Source organism: Bacillus sp. CH_48 (assembly GCF_038008465.1).
Lineage (GTDB): Bacteria > Bacillota > Bacilli > Bacillales > Bacillaceae_G > Bacillus_A > Bacillus_A thuringiensis_S.
Window position 1 is genome coordinate 1,492,501 of the sequence record NZ_JBBOZF010000001.1, and the last position, 17,500, is coordinate 1,510,000.

Sequence of the window (17,500 nt, forward strand, 5' to 3'; positions counted from 1 at the left end):
CCCGGAGTTATCCCAGTCTTATGGGCAGGTTACCCACGTGTTACTCACCCGTCCGCCGCTAACTTCATAAGAGCAAGCTCTTAATCCATTCGCTCGACTTGCATGTATTAGGCACGCCGCCAGCGTTCATCCTGAGCCAGGATCAAACTCTCCAATAAAGTTAGTTTGTCTAGCATCTAAAAATAAAAATTGACGTTTCACGTTGTTTGTTTCGTTTAGTTTTCAAAGTTCAATATCGCGTTTCAGCGACTTTTATAATTTAACATTTCTCGTTAAATCTGTCAACAACTTTTTTCTTTCGTTCCTGACGACGCTTATTAATTTACCATACTAATCATTTAATAGTCAACACTTTTAAAAAAAACGCCAAAATAATTTTATCTTGGCATAATATAAAGCTTAATAATCACTAATGCTGCCACACCCGGTAGGCCTAATAAACTCGTTATTGCTGCTGTACCCATGTTAATCGGGATATGAAAATCAAAATATGTCCCTACAACATTTACGATAAAAAGCAACGCTATGCCTAAAGTAACATGAAAAATCACCTTACCTATAAAACGCAATGGCTTAGAGGCAACACCAAAAACAAGAAAAATAAACACTAAAGTAAGAATGCCAACAATAATAATTGTAGAATTCATCTTTTCCTCCTTATGAATGACCTATACATCTATTTGTATGGGACAAGACAATAAAAAAGAACAGTTATCATAAGCGACATCTCTTTCATATAAACAAAATGAAACAACACCTCAGCATTTTAACAAATAAAATAAAAAGGCCTGCTTAGAAAGCAGAACCCTTTACCATTGTTCCATTTTTACAGGACGACGCTTTGCTTCTTTCAACAAGAAGAAATATTTCGCCTCTGCTATCTTCAAAGAACAAATGACATCTTGAGATGGTTCTACACTTTGTTCAACCATTCTCTTCTGACGTAACCACTCATTCTTCACTTTTTCCAAAAGTACAATTAACTTATCATCATACTCTTTACGCAATTTACCCTTTTTTTGAAAGAACATTTTTGTTTCTCCTCTTATACTTCTCTGCGACCTTCTAACGCTTTCGATAGTGTCACTTCATCTGCATATTCTAAATCTCCACCAACTGGCAGACCATGTGCAATACGAGTTACTTTAATGCCTGTAGGTTTTAAGAGGCGGGAGATATACATCGCTGTAGCTTCCCCTTCAATATTAGGGTTTGTTGCTAATATTACTTCTTGTACCGTTTCATCATGTAGTCGCTTTAAGAGTTGCGGGATATTAATGTCTTCCGGTCCAATTCCCTCCATAGGAGAAATCGCACCACGTAACACATGATATACACCTTGATACTCTTTCATTTTTTCCATCGCGATTACATCTTTCGGTTCTTGCACGACACAAACAACTGATTGATCTCGATGCGAATCATTACAAATATAACAAGGATCACGATCAGTAATATGTCCACATACAGAACAATACGCTAAATCTCGCTTCGCATTTACAAGTGCTTTCGCAAAACCTAACACATCATCTTCTTTCATATCTAATACGAAAAATGCCAATCGAACCGCTGTTTTCGGTCCGATACCTGGCAACTTCATAAAACTATCGATTAGTTTTGATATTGGCTCTGGATAATGCATGTATCAATATCCCCCTAGAACATTCCACCTGGTAAGTTTAAGCCTTTTGTAAATTTACCCATTGTAGAGTTTGATAGCTCATCGGCCTTTTTAAGTGCATCATTTGTTGCAGCTAACACTAAGTCTTGTAACATTTCGATATCTTCTGGATCTACAACTTCTTCTTTAATCTTCACTTCAAGAATTTGCTTGTGACCATTTGCAATAACTGTAATCATTCCGCCGCCAGCTGTACCTTCAACTGTTTTTTCACCAAGCTCTTCTTGTGCTTTCGCCATGTCTTTTTGCATCTTTTGCATTTGTTTCATCATGTTATTCATATTTCCCATTCCGCCACGCATCATAATTAATTCCTCCTAATTATTATTACTCTTTTATTTCAATGAGTTCTTGTCCTACTAATTTCACTGCCTCTTCTATAAGAGGGTCTTCCTTTTTCTCCGGGCTTTCTTCAGACTCTCCACCTTCACGTTGTAAAAAGTCTTCACGGATTTTACCCCATTCACTTTTTGGAATGGCAATCATATTTAACCTTTTACTTAGCAATTCAAATAAAGCTTGTTCTACTGTATCCATAGCTTCTCGATTTTCGCTCGCCATTTTACAGTGAATCTCATATTGAAATGCTAAAACGTAAGTGTCATCTGAAGCTGCCACTGGTTCACTATTTTCTAGTAAAACAGCAAACGCTACTTTGTTATATGATTTGAGTCTTCCTAACAACTCACCCCATACAGCTTTTAATTGTTCTAAATCTTGACGCTTCGCTTGTTTTAATACTTCATTTACACGCCCGATAGGAATCTTCATACTTCCTGTTCGTACGGGTTTTGGTGTTGCACGTGTCTCTCTTACTTCCTGTTGTACACCAGCTGGCACACCGTTCTTTTTGACTTGCTCTAACTCTTTCTCCAATTGCTGCATCCTGTTCATAATTGCTTGCAAACGATCCGTACCGTTTGCTTGCATCATAAACTGTTGACACAACTGCACCATAACAACTTCTAAGAAAATACGCGGATGATTTGTCCACTTCATTTCCTGTTGTCCCTTACTAAGGGTATGAATAATCTCATAGATCACTTCCGGTTGCATTTCTTCACTCAACTTACGGAATTGATCATCTACAATTACTCGTTCCAACATATGTTCTAGTTGCGGTGAAGTTTGATATAAAAGCATATCACGATAATAGTAAATGAAATCCTCCATAAAACGAACTGGATCCTTCCCTTTACTCATCATTTCATCTATGATCTGTAATGCTCTTGATACATCATTTTCACGTATGCATTCTACTAAATTGCCTAAGTATTGCTGAGAAACAGATCCTGTTACCGCCAATACATCTTCTGTCGTAACAATCTCATCACTATAAGATATAGCCTGATCAATAAGACTAAGCGCGTCACGCATACCACCTTCAGCAGCACGTGCAACAATTTGTAATGCTTCATCTTCCACTTGCGTACCTTCATTCGTCACGACTGTTGATAATCTCTCAACAATATCATTCACTGATATTTTTCGGAATTCAAAACGCTGACAACGCGAAATAATTGTAGGCGGGATCTTATGAGGTTCTGTTGTCGCCAAAATAAAGATAACATGTCCTGGCGGCTCTTCTAAGGTTTTTAAAAGCGCATTGAATGCACCCATAGAAAGCATGTGAACTTCATCAATAATGTATACTTTATATTCTACAGCACTTGGAGCATATTTTACTTTATCTCTAATATCTCGAATTTCATCTACACCGTTATTTGAAGCCGCATCAATTTCTAATACATCTGAAATGGATCCTTGTGTAATTCCTAAACAAGAAGGACATTCATTACAAGGTTCAGCTACCGGAGCATGTTCACAGTTAATTGCTTTTGCAAATACTTTTGCAATTGTCGTTTTTCCTGTTCCCCTCGGACCAGAAAATAAATAAGCATGTGAAACTTTCTCTTGAAGAAGGGCATTTTGCAACGTTTTTGTCACGTGCTTTTGACCGACTACATCTTCGAACTTTTGCGGTCTCCATGTTCGGTATAACGCTTGGTATGACACGAAAATACGGCCTCCCTCAAAGGTTATTATCTCATTTATTATAACCCATTCTGTTTATAGATTCCAAAAGTTATTTTCTATACAAAAAACTCACCTTTGTATTAAGGTGAGTTTTGTATACATATATAACTGCCGTGCACCCTCCGTCGATTACGTACCATAAGCGTTACTCAAGCAGTTAGCTCGGTTCAGGCACTCCTGCGGCACACGAGAAGACCCGCTTATTGCTGCTTCCTTCCGGACCTGACAAGGTTCACGGGGTCCCGTTGCGCAGGACCCAAACGTCAACACCACTTACTTAAGGCAGACCTTACAGCAACATAACCTCGAGAGGGGATTCGGCCTCGCTAGAGCGGATTGCGAGTATAGGGCACCGCTACCTCCCCGCTTAGCACGGCAAAGTTAAAACCAATATTCGGTTGCCTTCATTAAAGGCATTATCAGTATAACTTGTTTCTTTATAAAATGCAAATACGTTAGTTCTCATTGCTTTTCTCCAATTTTTTTATCGCTTTTCTTTTTTTACGAAGCTCTCTAAAAAAGTTTGTTAACAACGTACCGCATTCTTCCTCAAGTACACCAGTTACTACTTCACATTGATGATTGAATCGTTCATCCGTTAAAAGATTCATCAATGTCCCTGCACATCCGCCCTTCGGATCACTTGCACCATATACAACTCGCTTCACTCGCGATAAAACAATTCCACCCGCACACATTGGACAAGGTTCTAATGTTACATACAATGTTGCATCTTCTAAACGCCATGTCCCTAATTTTTTACACGCCTCATCTATCGCTAGCAACTCAGCATGAGCTATTGATCTTTGCTCAGTTTCCCTTAAATTATGAGCAACACTAATTACCTCACCATCTAACACTATAACTGCTCCAATTGGTACTTCCTGCATTTCCTCCGCCTTTTTAGCTTCTTCTATCGCTAATTGCATAAAATAAATATCTCGATCTTGTTCCATAACATAGTCCTTTCATTACAAATAAAGTACACTTATTTCCATTTACTGCACAGGGGATAACTTTTACAAATTCAATCCACCCTAAAAGAAAAAGAGAGGGATTACATATGAAAAATACCGCCTTGCTCATTATCGATATGATTAATGATTTTCAATTTTCCCACGGACCCATTCTAGCTCAAAAATGCGAAACTATAACAAACCCTATTTTACAATTAAAGAAAAAAATGAAATCGTTCGGCTATCCTATAATTTACGTTAATGACCATTATCAACTTTGGAGATCTGATATCGACCAACTTATTACTCATTGTACAAATAAATATAGTGAAAATATAATTCATAAGATTGCTCCAAGTTCTGATGATTACATTTTTATTAAACCACATTATTCCGCTTTTTATGAAACACCTTTAAATTCATTACTAGGTTATTTAAAAATAGAAAATCTAATATTAACAGGAGTTGCCGGGAATATATGCATCCTATTTACAGCTAATGATGCTCATATGAGAAATTATAAATTGTATGTACCACAGGATTGTATCGCCTCTAACAACGACCAAGATAATATACATGCTTTAAAAATAATGGAAACTACATTGAAAGCAAATATAACATCGTCATCCAAAATAAAATTTAATTAATACATATATCTATTTTCTAACTTTTTATATCAAATTAACCCACTCGCTTCCCTCTTGTGCTACAATAATTCTGTTTTGTGTTTTTAGTAGTCACGGTAAATCACTGATTGAAAGGAGGAAACAGCGTGACCGGAGTACCATTTATCACGGTTGAAGGACCAATTGGTGTTGGAAAAACTTCACTTGCGAAGGAAATTTCAACTCACATGCAACTCCACTTACTAAAAGAGATTGTTGATGAAAATCCCTTTTTAGGAAAGTTTTATGAAGACATCGACGAATGGAGTTTTCAAACAGAGATGTTCTTTCTTTGTAATAGATACAAACAATTAGAAGATATTAACATAAAGTATTTGAATCAAAGGAAACCAGTAGTAGCAGATTACCATATCTTTAAAAATTTAATTTTTGCATCCCGCACATTAAAAGACTCTCAATATGACAAGTACATGCAAATTTATCGTATCCTTACACAAGATATGCCTGTGCCAAATGTCATTGTTTATTTAACAGCTAGCCTAGAAACATTGCAAAAACGAATCGCCTTGCGCGGAAGAGAATTTGAAAAAAACATGGATCCAAATTACTTACTACAGCTCACAAAAGATTATGAAACAGCAATGGATACTTTTAGAAAAGATCATCCGGAGATACCAGTATTGAAATTTAATGGAGACGATATGGATTTTGTAAAAAATCCTGATGATTTAAACGTCATCCTATCTGCCCTTCAAAATACTCTCTTAAAGGAGTCGAAATAATAATGAATTTAAGGCAAAAATATGATATACCCAATGATGCAGTAATCACTATCGCCGGAACGGTAGGTGTGGGTAAATCAACTATGACAACTGCATTAGCTAATGCTTTAGGTTATCGCACATCATTTGAAAAAGTAGATTCCAATCCATATTTGGACAAATTCTATGCGGACTTCACTCGCTGGAGCTTCCACCTACAAGTGTACTTTTTAGCAGAACGATTTAAGGAACAAAAAAGAATTTTTGAATATGGTGGCGGTTTTGTTCAAGATCGTTCCATTTACGAAGACACTGGAATTTTCGCAAAGATGCATCATGAAAAAGGTACAATGACGGAAACTGATTATGAAACATACAAAGGTTTATTTGACGCTATGGTCATGACTCCTTACTTCCCTCATCCAGACTTATTAATTTACTTAGAAGGTTCTTTCGATGATATTGTCGATCGCATTCAAGAACGTGGGCGCCCAATGGAACAGCAAACACCAATTGAGTACTGGAAAGAAATGCATGGACGTTATGAAAACTGGATTAACAACTTTAATTCATGTCCTGTATTACGCTTAAATATTAATGAGTACGATATTTTAAAAGATGGTGATTCAATCGAACCAATCATTAAAAAAATTGGCCATTTTTTAAAACAAACACGTAAACTTGTAAAATAAAAAACCCGTGCATATGCACGGGTTTTCCTATTAAATTACTTCTTCTTTGTTGGAGCAATAATTTCACTCTCAGGTTTTCCTGCGTTAATACGCTGACGAACAGTACTTGTACTAATATCGTATGCTTCAGCAATCTCTTTAACAGTCATTTCTTTCCCGTTAATTACTGCCGTTAATACTTTACCTGTACGTTTTGGAGCTGCCTCTTTCTTTACAGCTGGTTTTTCAACCTTTTTTGGTGCCTCTACTTTTGTCTCAGCTTGCTTTACATCACAAGTGCAACCACAAAGTTTACGGAATGTATCATCGCTTATAATGCGTGACACATTTGCACCACTGTTTAAAATTCTATTGTTCTTACAGACAGGACATTGTACATAATATAAAGTTTTTCCATCTAAAGGAAACGTTTGTATAATAAGATCCATGTTGACTCCTTTCATATCTATGAAGATAATCATCGGAATATGAGTGTGTAATAAGGACAAAATTACCTTACACCATACTTTATGATTGGTTTTAAAATAAAAACTCGTTACGTGTTGGTAACGAGTTCTCCAATCTCCACTTATATGCGCTGTTGTCAATTATATCTGGAGGAGGTAGAGGGATTCGAACCCCCGCGCGACTCTCGCCGCCTGTCGGTTTTCAAGACCGATCCCTTCAGCCAGACTTGGGTATACCTCCATATTGACATCAAATATAATATCAAAAGAAAAACAGTTAGTCAACCCTACTAAAATAAATTATGAGGAAAGGAAAATTTTACTTTCCCCTTCCTACATTACAGTACTGACAACGCTCATAATTACCAATCACTCATACCGATGAATGTTTAAATTTACTTAATAACTGTTTTTCCTCCCATATAAGGGCGAAGAACTTCTGGAATTATAATTGTACCATCTTCTTGTTGGTAGTTTTCTAAAATAGCTGCAACCGTACGTCCAATTGCAAGACCAGATCCATTTAATGTATGGACATGTTCTGGTTTTCCATTTGGCTCACGGCGGAAACGGATATTTGCACGTCTCGCTTGGAAAGCTTCAAAATTACTACAAGAAGAAATTTCACGATATGTGCCATAGCTTGGAATCCATACTTCAATATCGTATTTCTTCGCTGCTGTAAATCCTAAATCGCCTGTGCACATGCTCATAACGCGATATGGCAACTCTAATAATTGTAACACGCGTTCTGCATCATTTGTTAATTTTTCTAACTCTTCATAAGAATCTTCTGGTTTTACGAACTTCACAAGCTCTACTTTATTGAACTGATGCTGGCGAATTAAACCGCGTGTATCGCGACCAGCTGAACCTGCTTCAGAGCGGAAGCAAGAGCTAAATGCAGCATATCTTATAGGCAATTGCTCTTTATTTAAAATCTCATCACGATGCATATTCGTTACAGGTACTTCAGCTGTTGGAATTAAGAAATAATCTTCACTTTCAATACGGAATGCATCTTCTTCAAACTTTGGAAGTTGTCCTGTTCCTGTCATACTTGCACGGTTTACCATATATGGAGGTAATACTTCTTCATATCCATGCTCATCAGTATGAAGATCAAGCATAAAGCTAATTAAAGCACGCTCTAATCTTGCACCAGCACCTTTGTAAAATACGAAGCGGCTTCCTGTTACTTTCCCAGCGCGTTCAAAATCTAAAATTCCTAAATCAGTAGCAAGATCCCAATGTGGTTTTGGTTCAAAAGTAAATTCTTTCACTTCTCCCCAAGTACGCGCTACTACATTATCATCCTCTGTTTCACCGACTGGAGCAGACTCATGAGGGATATTTGGAATAGATAACATTAATCTTTCTAAGTCTTCTTCAACTGTGCGAAGTTCGTTATCAAAATCCTTTACTTTTTCTCCAACCTCACGCATTTCTAAAATTAGAGCTTCTGCATCTTTCTTTTCGCGCTTTAATACAGAGATTTGTTGAGACACTTCATTACGTTTACTTTTTAATTCTTCTGTCTGAACAAGTAGTTCTCTTCTTCTCGTATCAAGTTCTTCAAAACGTCCGAAATCAGTTAGATCTTCACCTCTATGCTGTAATTTCGCTTTTACTTCTTCAAAGTTTGTACGTAAAAATTTAATATCAAGCATTATATACTCCTCCTTTTATTTTATAAAACACAAAAAACTCCCGTCCCTATATAAAGGGACGGGAGTTAACCCGCGTTGCCACCCTAGTTGAAAGCATTACCGCTTTCCTCTCAAGTAGAAATAACGGCTCTTCACCGGGAATGCTTACTAATCCAAAAGATGTTCCACATTCCATTCCAGGATGGATTCACAAACTGTTTCTATCGATTTCCACCAACCATCGACTCTCTATAAGAAACAACATTTGTTACTATTTCCTATCAACACGCTTATTTTATAAAATTGTTACCATCAATTTACTATAATCTTATACAAGTTGCAAGTTACTTATACAACTTTTTTCATTTTCGCTTCTTTTACCATTTCAACAAAGTATGCTGTGACACGATGATCATCTGTTAATTCCGGATGGAATGAAGCAGCTAAAAACTGATCTTGTCTTACCGCTACCATTCGGTCACCATGCTTAGAAAGCACTTCAACATTATCAGCTACTTCTACAACATACGGCGCACGGATAAATACACCAACGAAGTCTTCACCCACGCCTTCAATTGAAAGCGCAGCTTCAAAGCTATCCTTTTGGCGTCCGAACGCATTGCGCTCAACTGTAATATCCATAGCACCAATATGTGCTTCTTCATAGCCAATAAGTGTTTTCGCAAGAAGAATCATCCCTGCACATGTACCAAACATTGGTTTACCAGACTTTGCAAATGTGCGAAGTGGTTCCATGAAAGCATACTTATCAATAAGACGGCGCATTGTTGTACTTTCACCGCCTGGTAAAATAAGACCATCAATCTCTTCAAGTTGCTCTATACGCTTTACAACAACAGCTTCGGCACCACTTGCTTCAACTGATTTTACATGTTCACGAACTGCACCTTGAAGACCTAGTACACCGATTTTCACCATTTTAAAGTTCTCCTTTAATTACCATCCACGCTCTTGCATGCGTTGTTCTGGTAATAACGTTGAAATTTCGATACCTTTCATTGCATTACCTAACCCTTTAGAAAGGCTTGCAATTAGTTCGTAATCTTCATAATGAGTCGTTGCTTCAACGATTGCACGTGCAAATCTCTCTGGGTTTTCTGATTTGAAGATACCAGATCCAACAAATACCCCATCAGCACCAAGTTGCATCATTAATGCAGCATCTGCTGGTGTTGCTACACCACCTGCCGCAAAGTTTACAACTGGTAAGCGACCAAGACGTTTAATTTCAAGTAATACTTCGTAAGGAGCACCAGTATTTTTTGCATATGTCATTAACTCATCTTCACGTAGACTCGCAACTTGACGGATTTCTGCATTGACTTGGCGCATATGACGCACTGCCTCTACAATGTTTCCTGTTCCTGGTTCACCTTTTGTACGAAGCATAGATGCACCTTCTGCAATACGACGTGCAGCTTCTCCGATATCACGGCAACCACATACAAATGGAACTGTGTAATCACGTTTATTTAAATGGTATACTTCATCAGCAGGAGTTAATACTTCACTCTCATCGATATAGTCTACCCCTAATGATTCTAATACACGTGCTTCTACAAGGTGACCGATACGGCATTTTGCCATAACCGGAATTGACACTGCACCCATAACTTCTTCAACGATTGTTGGGTCTGCCATACGAGAAACGCCACCTGCTGCACGAATGTCTGCTGGTACACGCTCTAATGCCATAACGGCAACTGCGCCTGCCTCTTCTGCAATTTTTGCTTGTTCAGCGTTAATTACGTCCATAATAACGCCGCCTTTTTGCATTTCTGCCATTCCACGTTTTACACGCTCTGTCCCTGTTACATTTGTCATGTACAAAAACCCCCCTAGGTGAATTGCTTTCCCCCGTTAAAGGCGAAAATTAAGAATACTCTTACATTCTACCACTAACTATCAGATGCTTGTCTACTACTTTTTCATAAAGTCGGTATGAAAAATAGGAATAAAAAAAAAGCCCCTACCATGAGGAGCTTTTAAAACCAACCTTTTACTGTATCAACAGCACTATTCCACATACCACTAAAGAATGAACCAATTCCGCGCATAGCACGAGTAAACCAGTTTGCTTCTTCTACTTCAGATGTTGTTACAAGATCCACTTGCAACGACTTACCAGTTAAAAATCCAGGGTCGTTTGTATCTTTTGGCGTAATTACCATTTGACCAAGCGCAGCTCCCTTTTTAATAGGTGCTTCTTGTCCCTTACTTGATTCTTTTAATTCTGTTTTATAAACATCTTTACTTCCTTTTGGCACTGGAAGTGAAATAGCTTGTTTCGTTTGAACTGCTACATCTTTATCTTTCGCATTTTCTACTCTTACTGTTTCTTGTCCTTTTACTGAAGAACCTTTTTTATACATTTGTTTCACTTCAAAGTTAGCAAATCCATAATCATATAGCTTCTTTGTTTCATCAAAACGTGCTGTATGAGAACTTGTTTTAATAACTACAGAAATAAAACGCATACCGTTTCTTTCAACCGTACCAGTGAAGCAATCTCCTGCTTCTGGAGTTGAGCCTGTTTTCAGACCATCTACGCCATCATATTCTTTAACTAAGCCCTTTAACATCCAGTTCCAGTTTGACATTGCAAACTTCTCTTTTTCTGGACGGAATTCTTTTTTAGGAATTTTTGCTGTATCTAACACTTTTGGATAATCTTTAATTAAATGTTGTGCTAAAGTTGCAACATCCTTTGCAGACATTTTATTTTCTTCATCCGCTGTTGTTCCTTCAGGATGCATTCCCTTTAAATCTTTATTCGTTAAACCTGTAGAATTGACAAATTTATAATTTTTCAATCCTAGTTCTTTCGATTTATCATTCATCATTTTTACGAAATCTACTTCTTTACCTGCAATTGCTTCTGCTAATGCAATTGTTGCACCATTTGCAGAAAAGATTGCCATTGCCTCATATAACTCTTTTACTGTATAAGAGCCACCATTTTCTAACGCAACATTTGATAATGAAGCATCTTGTGAAACCTTATATGCATATTCAGAAACCTTAATTTTCTGGTCCCACTTAAGTTTTCCTTTATCCACTGCTTCATGAACTAAATATTCACTCATCATCTTTGTCATACTAGCAATGGATAATAATTCATCTGCATTCTTTTGATATACAATTTTCCCAGAATTCGCTTCTACTAAAATTGCCGCACCTGCTTCAATGTTTAAAGCGGCTCCTGTTTCAGCTGATGCATTGCTATATGGCATAAAAATGCTACAAGCTAGTGTAATCACTGTTACCAAAGCAATGAATCTTTTGCAAAACATACCTTTCACTTTTGTTACCCCCAATATCTATGTACTCACATAACCGTTATTCTAACATAATCAAAAAAAAATAGACAGAGATATCAAATCTCTGTCTATTTGTATATAAGACATTATAATGAGTAGTTTGGAGCCTCTTTTGTAATTTGTACGTGATGAGGATGGCTTTCACGTAAGCCAGCACCTGACATACGAATGAATTGTGCATTCTCGCGTAAGAATTCTAAATCCTGTGCCCCGCAATATCCCATACCCGCACGTAAGCCACCAACTAATTGGTGAACTGTATCTGCTAAAGGTCCTTTATATGGCACTCGTCCTTCGATACCTTCTGGGACAAGTTTTTTATTTCCTTCTTGGAAGTAACGATCTTTACTTCCTTTTTCCATCGCACCGACAGAACCCATACCACGATACACTTTAAATTGACGACCTTGGTAAATTTCAGTTTCTCCAGGACTTTCGGCAACACCAGCAAACATACTACCTAGCATAACAACATGTGCTCCTGCTGCTAAAGCTTTCACCATATCACCAGAGTACTTAACACCGCCATCAGCGATAACTGGAATACCGTGTTTACGAGCTTCGGTTGCACAATCATAAACTGCTGTTAATTGTGGTACACCAACACCAGCTACAACGCGTGTTGTACAAATAGAACCTGGTCCAATACCAACTTTAACTACGTTTGCACCAGCTTCAATTAATGCTTTCGTTGCTTCAGCTGTAGCAACATTTCCAGCGATGATATTTAATGATGGATATTTAGCACGAACTTCTTTTACCTTATCAATAACACCTTTAGAATGCCCATGGGCTGTATCAAGTACAATTGCATCTACACTAGCTTTTACTAATGCATCTATACGAAGCATAGCATCAGCTGTTACACCAACTGCTGCTCCAACTAATAAGCGTCCTTGCTTATCCTTAGCAGAGTTTGGAAATTCAATTACTTTTTCAATATCTTTTATTGTAATAAGCCCTTGTAATACACCGTTATTATCAACAAGAGGGAGTTTTTCAATTTTATACTTTTGTAGGATCTTTTCAGCTTCTTCCAGTGTAGTACCAACTGGAGCTGTAATTAACTGTTCTTTTGTCATTACGTCAGAAATTTTGATTGAGTAGTCTTGGATGAAACGCATATCACGGTTTGTAATAATACCAACTAATTTTCGCTCATCTAAATTATTTACAACCGGTACACCTGAGATACGATATTTTCCCATAAGATGTTCTGCATCATATACTTGATGTTCTGGAGTTAAGAAGAAAGGATCTGAAATAACGCCGCTTTCAGAGCGCTTTACTTTATCAACTTGCTCTGCTTGTTGCTCAATAGACATATTCTTATGAATAATTCCTAAACCACCTTGGCGAGCCATTGCAATAGCCATGTCAGCTTCTGTTACTGTATCCATTCCTGCACTAATTAACGGGATGTTTAGCTGTAAGCTTTCAGATAAAACTGTTTTAACACTTACTTCTCTTGGTAATATATCTGACCTAGCTGGTACAAGTAATACATCATCAAAAGTCAAACCTTCTTTAACAAATTTAGATTCCCACATAATTGTTCCCCCTATGATACCAGAAATTATTATTAGTAGCTTATCAATTGGTTAAAATACTGTCAAGGACGTATATATATGTTAGAATTTTTAGACAATAAAAGGAGCGTAATATATGCATCAAACATCTTATACTTGGCAGCAGTTAAGTTTCTTTTTTTCATCTCAAAATGTACAACGTTATCTTGCCCGTTGTTATGAAAAATCCTCTATTCAGGATGCCGAAAAAAAAAGTTTTGAAAATTGTTATCCCTTTATTTATTACCTAGAACACGGGAAAAATTATTATGAATTATATAAGAAAGCTCCATTTTCTATTCAACCAATGTTGTTATTTTATGGAATTAGTCAACTTTTTAAAGCATGTCTACTAACCATTGATCCTAACTATCCTGAATCCACTACTGTTTTAGCTCATGGCGTTACAACTCGCAAACGAAAAAAACAAGGGTATCAATTTTTAGAAGATGAGGTGAAGATACAAAAAAACGGATTGTTTACTCATGTTGCAGAACAACTGTTTCACATGAAACACTTAGAAGCAGAAAAATTTAACATGCTAGAACTAATGGGAAATATTCCAGAATTACAAAATTTGTTTCGCTATAGTCAAAAAGGATCAACTTTATATAAAATCGATTCAACAATTAAAAATGAGCTCTCCTTTTCAGTCAACCTACTAGATCGATTACATATGACTAAAGAGAGATTTTCTCGCTACATTGAAACATCTTGTAAGCATTTATCAATGCGACACGTACCTGAGAAAACTAATGAATCGAATTTACTTTTTACGGCGCCCATTCAATCATGGAATCCTATGTACAGTACTCCTTTATACTATGAACATCTTACTAATACTTATTATTTACCACTTACGACTGATCCTAGAAATCCTAAGCCAGTATTACCTGAACTCCTTGTTCATTATTTATTGCTCTATAATTTAAGCATGATTTCTAGGTATGAAACAGATTGGTGGTATGACTTACTTGGAAGCTATGGCTCTGAAGATTATCCATTTATTTATCAATTTCTTAATATTTCTGCTCAAAAAATCCCTTACTATATTTCATCATTTTTACTAACAGAACCTAACCTATTTCATGGGAAATAAAAAAACACAAGTCAAAAGACTTGTGTTTTTAGTTGCTTGGCGACGTCCTACTCTCACAGGGACAAGGTCCCAACTACCATCGGCGCTAGAGAGCTTAACTTCCGTGTTCGGTATGGGAACGGGTGTGACCTCTCTGCCATCATCACCAAACTATGAAGGCATATTCCTTCAAAACTAGATAACATTGCTACATATTATATGGTTAAGTCCTCGATCTATTAGTATTCGTCAGCTCCACATGTCACCATGCTTCCACCTCGAACCTATCAACCTGATCATCTTTCAGGGATCTTACTAGCTTACGCTATGGGAAATCTCATCTTGAGGGGGGCTTCATGCTTAGATGCTTTCAGCACTTATCCCTTCCGCACATAGCTACCCAGCTATGCCCTTGGCAGAACAACTGGTACACCAGCGGTGCGTCCATCCCGGTCCTCTCGTACTAAGGACAGCTCCTCTCAAATTTCCTACGCCCACGACGGATAGGGACCGAACTGTCTCACGACGTTCTGAACCCAGCTCGCGTACCGCTTTAATGGGCGAACAGCCCAACCCTTGGGACCGACTACAGCCCCAGGATGCGATGAGCCGACATCGAGGTGCCAAACCTCCCCGTCGATGTGGACTCTTGGGGGAGATAAGCCTGTTATCCCCGGGGTAGCTTTTATCCGTTGAGCGATGGCCCTTCCATGCGGAACCACCGGATCACTAAGCCCGACTTTCGTCCCTGCTCGACTTGTAGGTCTCGCAGTCAAGCTCCCTTATGCCTTTGCACTCTACGAATGATTTCCAACCATTCTGAGGGAACCTTTGGGCGCCTCCGTTACACTTTAGGAGGCGACCGCCCCAGTCAAACTGCCCACCTGACACTGTCTCCCGGGTCGATAAGACCCGTAGGTTAGAATTTCAATACAGTCAGGGCGGTATCCCACCAGCGCCTCCACCGAAGCTAGCGCTCCGGTTTCAATGGCTCCCGCCTATCCTGTACAAACTGTACCAAAATTCAATATCAGGCTACAGTAAAGCTCCACGGGGTCTTTCCGTCCTGTCGCGGGTAACCTGCATCTTCACAGGTACTATAATTTCACCGAGTCTCTGGTTGAGACAGTGCCCAAATCGTTACACCTTTCGTGCGGGTCGGAACTTACCCGACAAGGAATTTCGCTACCTTAGGACCGTTATAGTTACGGCCGCCGTTTACTGGGGCTTCAGTTCAGAGCTTCGCTTACGCTAACCCCTCTCCTTAACCTTCCAGCACCGGGCAGGTGTCACCCCCTATACTTCGCCTTACGGCTTCGCAGAGAGCTGTGTTTTTGCTAAACAGTCGCTTGGGCCTATTCACTGCGGCTTTCCGTTAAGAAAGCACCCCTTCTCCCGAAGTTACGGGGTCATTTTGCCGAGTTCCTTAACCAGAGTTCTCTCGCACACCTTAGGATTCTCTCCTCGCCTACCTGTGTCGGTTTGCGGTACAGGCACCTTTTATCTCGCTAGAAGCTTTTCTTGGCAGCGGGGAATCAAAGACTTCGCTCCATAAGGAGCTTCCCCATCACAGCTCAGCCTTCACGATAAGCGGATTTGCCTACTTATCAGCCTAACTGCTTGGACGTGCACAACCAATCGCACGCTTCTTCTATCCTTCTGCGTCCCTCCATTGCTCAAACGATAAAGAGGTGGTACAGGAATATCAACCTGTTGTCCATCGCCTACGCCTGTCGGCCTCGGCTTAGGTCCTGACTAACCCTGAGCGGACGAGCCTTCCTCAGGAAACCTTAGGCATTCGGTGGACGGGATTCTCACCCGTCTTTCGCTACTCATACCGGCATTCTCACTTCTAAGCGCTCCACCAGTCCTTCCGGTCTGACTTCACTGCACTTAGAACGCTCCCCTACCACTGATACCATTGGTATCAATTCGCAGCTTCGGTGGTGTATTTAGCCCCGGTACATTTTCGGCGCAGAGTCACTCGACTAGTGAGCTATTACGCACTCTTTAAATGGTGGCTGCTTCTAAGCCAACATCCTAGTTGTCTAAGCAACTCCACATCCTTTTCCACTTAATACACACTTTGGGACCTTAGCTGGCGATCTGGGCTGTTTCCCTCTTGACTACGGATCTTATCACTCGCAGTCTGACTCCTAAGGATAAGTCATTGGCATTCGGAGTTTGACTGAATTCGGTAATCCGATGAGGACCCCTAGTTCAATCAGTGCTCTACCTCCAAGACTCTTACACTTAAGGCTAGCCCTAAAGCTATTTCGGGGAGAACCAGCTATCTCCAGGTTCGATTGGAATTTCTCCGCTACCCACACCTCATCCCCGCACTTTTCAACGTGCGTGGGTTCGGGCCTCCATTCAGTGTTACCTGAACTTCACCCTGGACATGGGTAGATCACCTGGTTTCGGGTCTACGACCACGTACTAAACGCCCTATTCAGACTCGCTTTCGCTGCGGCTCCGCCTCTTCAGCTTAACCTTGCACGGGATCGTAACTCGCCGGTTCATTCTACAAAAGGCACGCCATCACCCATTAACGGGCTCTGACTATTTGTAGGCACACGGTTTCAGGATCTCTTTCACTCCCCTTCCGGGGTGCTTTTCACCTTTCCCTCACGGTACTGGTTCACTATCGATCACTAGGGAGTAT

The 17,500-nt window shown here is 39.1% G+C and carries 16 protein-coding genes, 1 tRNA gene, 3 rRNA genes, 1 other RNA gene and 1 other annotated feature (2 of these 22 running past the window's edge); of the genes, 4 read left to right on the top strand and 17 right to left on the bottom strand.

Translation table 11 applies throughout. The annotated features are described in order from the left end of the window. The 8 genes from N2V92_RS07365 to tadA all read right to left on the bottom strand — a co-directional run. Positions 1–158, bottom strand: a 16S ribosomal RNA gene (locus N2V92_RS07365) (it extends 1,394 nt beyond the left edge of the window). 219 nt (positions 159–377) lie between these two features. Next, on the bottom strand, positions 378–647 hold the full coding sequence (locus N2V92_RS07370; RefSeq protein WP_001089273.1) for a pro-sigmaK processing inhibitor BofA family protein: 270 nt from the start codon (positions 645–647) through the stop codon (positions 378–380). Positions 648–809: 162 nt separating this feature from the next. After that, a complete protein-coding gene (locus tag N2V92_RS07375) occupies positions 810–1,031 on the bottom strand; it encodes a YaaL family protein (protein WP_000466019.1) in 222 nt (73 codons plus the stop codon). A 14-nt stretch (positions 1,032–1,045) separates the two neighbouring features. Then, positions 1,046–1,642, bottom strand: coding sequence for a recombination protein RecR (recR, locus tag N2V92_RS07380; RefSeq protein ID WP_000559169.1), 597 nt, complete (start codon positions 1,640–1,642; stop codon positions 1,046–1,048). Positions 1,643–1,656: 14 nt separating this feature from the next. Then, a complete protein-coding gene (locus tag N2V92_RS07385; RefSeq protein WP_014894853.1) occupies positions 1,657–1,983 on the bottom strand; it encodes a YbaB/EbfC family nucleoid-associated protein in 327 nt (108 codons plus the stop codon). A gap of 25 nt (positions 1,984–2,008) precedes the next feature. After that, the gene (gene dnaX / locus N2V92_RS07390) at positions 2,009–3,697 is read right to left on the bottom strand and encodes a DNA polymerase III subunit gamma/tau (protein WP_000121560.1); all 1,689 of its coding nucleotides are present in this window, start codon (positions 3,695–3,697) and stop codon (positions 2,009–2,011) included. A 132-nt stretch (positions 3,698–3,829) separates the two neighbouring features. Further along, positions 3,830–4,094: signal recognition particle sRNA large type (gene ffs / locus N2V92_RS07395), an RNA gene on the bottom strand. Between the two features lie 79 nt (positions 4,095–4,173). Next, the gene (gene tadA, locus N2V92_RS07400; protein ID WP_000434340.1) at positions 4,174–4,674 is read right to left on the bottom strand and encodes a tRNA adenosine(34) deaminase TadA; all 501 of its coding nucleotides are present in this window, start codon (positions 4,672–4,674) and stop codon (positions 4,174–4,176) included. Positions 4,675–4,781: 107 nt separating this feature from the next. Here tadA and N2V92_RS07405 point away from each other — a divergent pair, with 107 nt between their 5' ends. The 3 genes from N2V92_RS07405 (at position 4,782) to N2V92_RS07415 (ending at position 6,753) form a co-directional block, all read left to right on the top strand. Then, a complete protein-coding gene (locus tag N2V92_RS07405) occupies positions 4,782–5,321 on the top strand; it encodes an isochorismatase family cysteine hydrolase (RefSeq protein ID WP_000798738.1) in 540 nt (179 codons plus the stop codon). Positions 5,322–5,446: 125 nt separating this feature from the next. Next, entirely contained in the window at positions 5,447–6,082 is a 636-nt protein-coding gene (locus tag N2V92_RS07410) for a deoxynucleoside kinase (protein ID WP_000148217.1), read from the top strand. A gap of 2 nt (positions 6,083–6,084) precedes the next feature. After that, positions 6,085–6,753 (top strand): deoxynucleoside kinase, encoded by a 669-nt coding sequence (locus tag N2V92_RS07415; RefSeq protein ID WP_001053585.1) that lies wholly within the window; start codon positions 6,085–6,087, stop codon positions 6,751–6,753. Positions 6,754–6,788: 35 nt separating this feature from the next. Here the strand turns inward: N2V92_RS07415 and N2V92_RS07420 are convergent, their stop codons facing one another. From N2V92_RS07420 to guaB, 7 genes are all read right to left on the bottom strand, one after another. Continuing rightward, the gene (locus N2V92_RS07420) at positions 6,789–7,181 is read right to left on the bottom strand and encodes a DUF3797 domain-containing protein (protein WP_000364195.1); all 393 of its coding nucleotides are present in this window, start codon (positions 7,179–7,181) and stop codon (positions 6,789–6,791) included. A gap of 166 nt (positions 7,182–7,347) precedes the next feature. Then, a tRNA-Ser gene (locus N2V92_RS07425) sits at positions 7,348–7,440 on the bottom strand. 154 nt (positions 7,441–7,594) lie between these two features. After that, complete coding sequence (gene serS / locus N2V92_RS07430; protein WP_000884174.1) at positions 7,595–8,869, bottom strand: serine--tRNA ligase; 1,275 nt, start codon at positions 8,867–8,869, stop codon at positions 7,595–7,597. Between the two features lie 51 nt (positions 8,870–8,920). After that, positions 8,921–9,142: a binding site (T-box leader), on the bottom strand. A 54-nt stretch (positions 9,143–9,196) separates the two neighbouring features. After that, a complete protein-coding gene (pdxT, locus tag N2V92_RS07435) occupies positions 9,197–9,787 on the bottom strand; it encodes a pyridoxal 5'-phosphate synthase glutaminase subunit PdxT (RefSeq protein WP_000238785.1) in 591 nt (196 codons plus the stop codon). Positions 9,788–9,805: 18 nt separating this feature from the next. Further along, positions 9,806–10,693: a pyridoxal 5'-phosphate synthase lyase subunit PdxS gene (gene pdxS / locus N2V92_RS07440; protein ID WP_000186158.1), complete on the bottom strand. Its 888-nt coding sequence runs from the start codon at positions 10,691–10,693 to the stop codon at positions 9,806–9,808. A gap of 161 nt (positions 10,694–10,854) precedes the next feature. Then, positions 10,855–12,162 carry a D-alanyl-D-alanine carboxypeptidase DacA gene (gene dacA / locus N2V92_RS07445; protein ID WP_127057751.1) on the bottom strand — a complete coding sequence of 436 codons (1,308 nt, stop codon included), beginning with the start codon at positions 12,160–12,162 and terminating at the stop codon, positions 10,855–10,857. A 113-nt stretch (positions 12,163–12,275) separates the two neighbouring features. Continuing rightward, positions 12,276–13,739 (bottom strand): IMP dehydrogenase, encoded by a 1,464-nt coding sequence (gene guaB / locus N2V92_RS07450; protein WP_000264089.1) that lies wholly within the window; start codon positions 13,737–13,739, stop codon positions 12,276–12,278. Between the two features lie 115 nt (positions 13,740–13,854). On the opposite strand from guaB, the gene N2V92_RS07455 reads away from it, so the two are divergent. Beyond that, on the top strand, positions 13,855–14,856 hold the full coding sequence (locus tag N2V92_RS07455; protein ID WP_000554297.1) for a YaaC family protein: 1,002 nt from the start codon (positions 13,855–13,857) through the stop codon (positions 14,854–14,856). Between the two features lie 34 nt (positions 14,857–14,890). Here the strand turns inward: N2V92_RS07455 and rrf are convergent. Then, positions 14,891–15,006: ribosomal RNA gene (rrf, locus tag N2V92_RS07460) — 5S ribosomal RNA — on the bottom strand. 48 nt (positions 15,007–15,054) lie between these two features. Continuing rightward, positions 15,055–17,500, bottom strand: a 23S ribosomal RNA gene (locus N2V92_RS07465) (it continues 476 nt past the right edge of the window).

Excerpts from the sequence above, each read along its gene's own strand:
- N2V92_RS07370 (WP_001089273.1), bottom strand. The coding sequence starts at position 647 with ATGAATTCTACAATTATTATTGTTGGCATTCTTACTTTAGTGTTTATT.
- N2V92_RS07375 (WP_000466019.1), bottom strand. The coding sequence starts at position 1,031 with ATGTTCTTTCAAAAAAAGGGTAAATTGCGTAAAGAGTATGATGATAAG.
- recR (WP_000559169.1), bottom strand. The coding sequence starts at position 1,642 with ATGCATTATCCAGAGCCAATATCAAAACTAATCGATAGTTTTATGAAG.
- N2V92_RS07385 (WP_014894853.1), bottom strand. The coding sequence starts at position 1,983 with ATGCGTGGCGGAATGGGAAATATGAATAACATGATGAAACAAATGCAA.
- tadA (WP_000434340.1), bottom strand. The coding sequence starts at position 4,674 with ATGGAACAAGATCGAGATATTTATTTTATGCAATTAGCGATAGAAGAA.
- N2V92_RS07405 (WP_000798738.1), top strand. The coding sequence starts at position 4,782 with ATGAAAAATACCGCCTTGCTCATTATCGATATGATTAATGATTTTCAA.
- N2V92_RS07415 (WP_001053585.1), top strand. The coding sequence starts at position 6,085 with ATGAATTTAAGGCAAAAATATGATATACCCAATGATGCAGTAATCACT.
- N2V92_RS07420 (WP_000364195.1), bottom strand. The coding sequence starts at position 7,181 with ATGGATCTTATTATACAAACGTTTCCTTTAGATGGAAAAACTTTATAT.
- serS (WP_000884174.1), bottom strand. The coding sequence starts at position 8,869 with ATGCTTGATATTAAATTTTTACGTACAAACTTTGAAGAAGTAAAAGCG.
- pdxT (WP_000238785.1), bottom strand. The coding sequence starts at position 9,787 with ATGGTGAAAATCGGTGTACTAGGTCTTCAAGGTGCAGTTCGTGAACAT.
- pdxS (WP_000186158.1), bottom strand. The coding sequence starts at position 10,693 with ATGACAAATGTAACAGGGACAGAGCGTGTAAAACGTGGAATGGCAGAA.
- dacA (WP_127057751.1), bottom strand. The coding sequence starts at position 12,162 with ATGTTTTGCAAAAGATTCATTGCTTTGGTAACAGTGATTACACTAGCT.
- guaB (WP_000264089.1), bottom strand. The coding sequence starts at position 13,739 with ATGTGGGAATCTAAATTTGTTAAAGAAGGTTTGACTTTTGATGATGTA.
- N2V92_RS07455 (WP_000554297.1), top strand. The coding sequence starts at position 13,855 with ATGCATCAAACATCTTATACTTGGCAGCAGTTAAGTTTCTTTTTTTCA.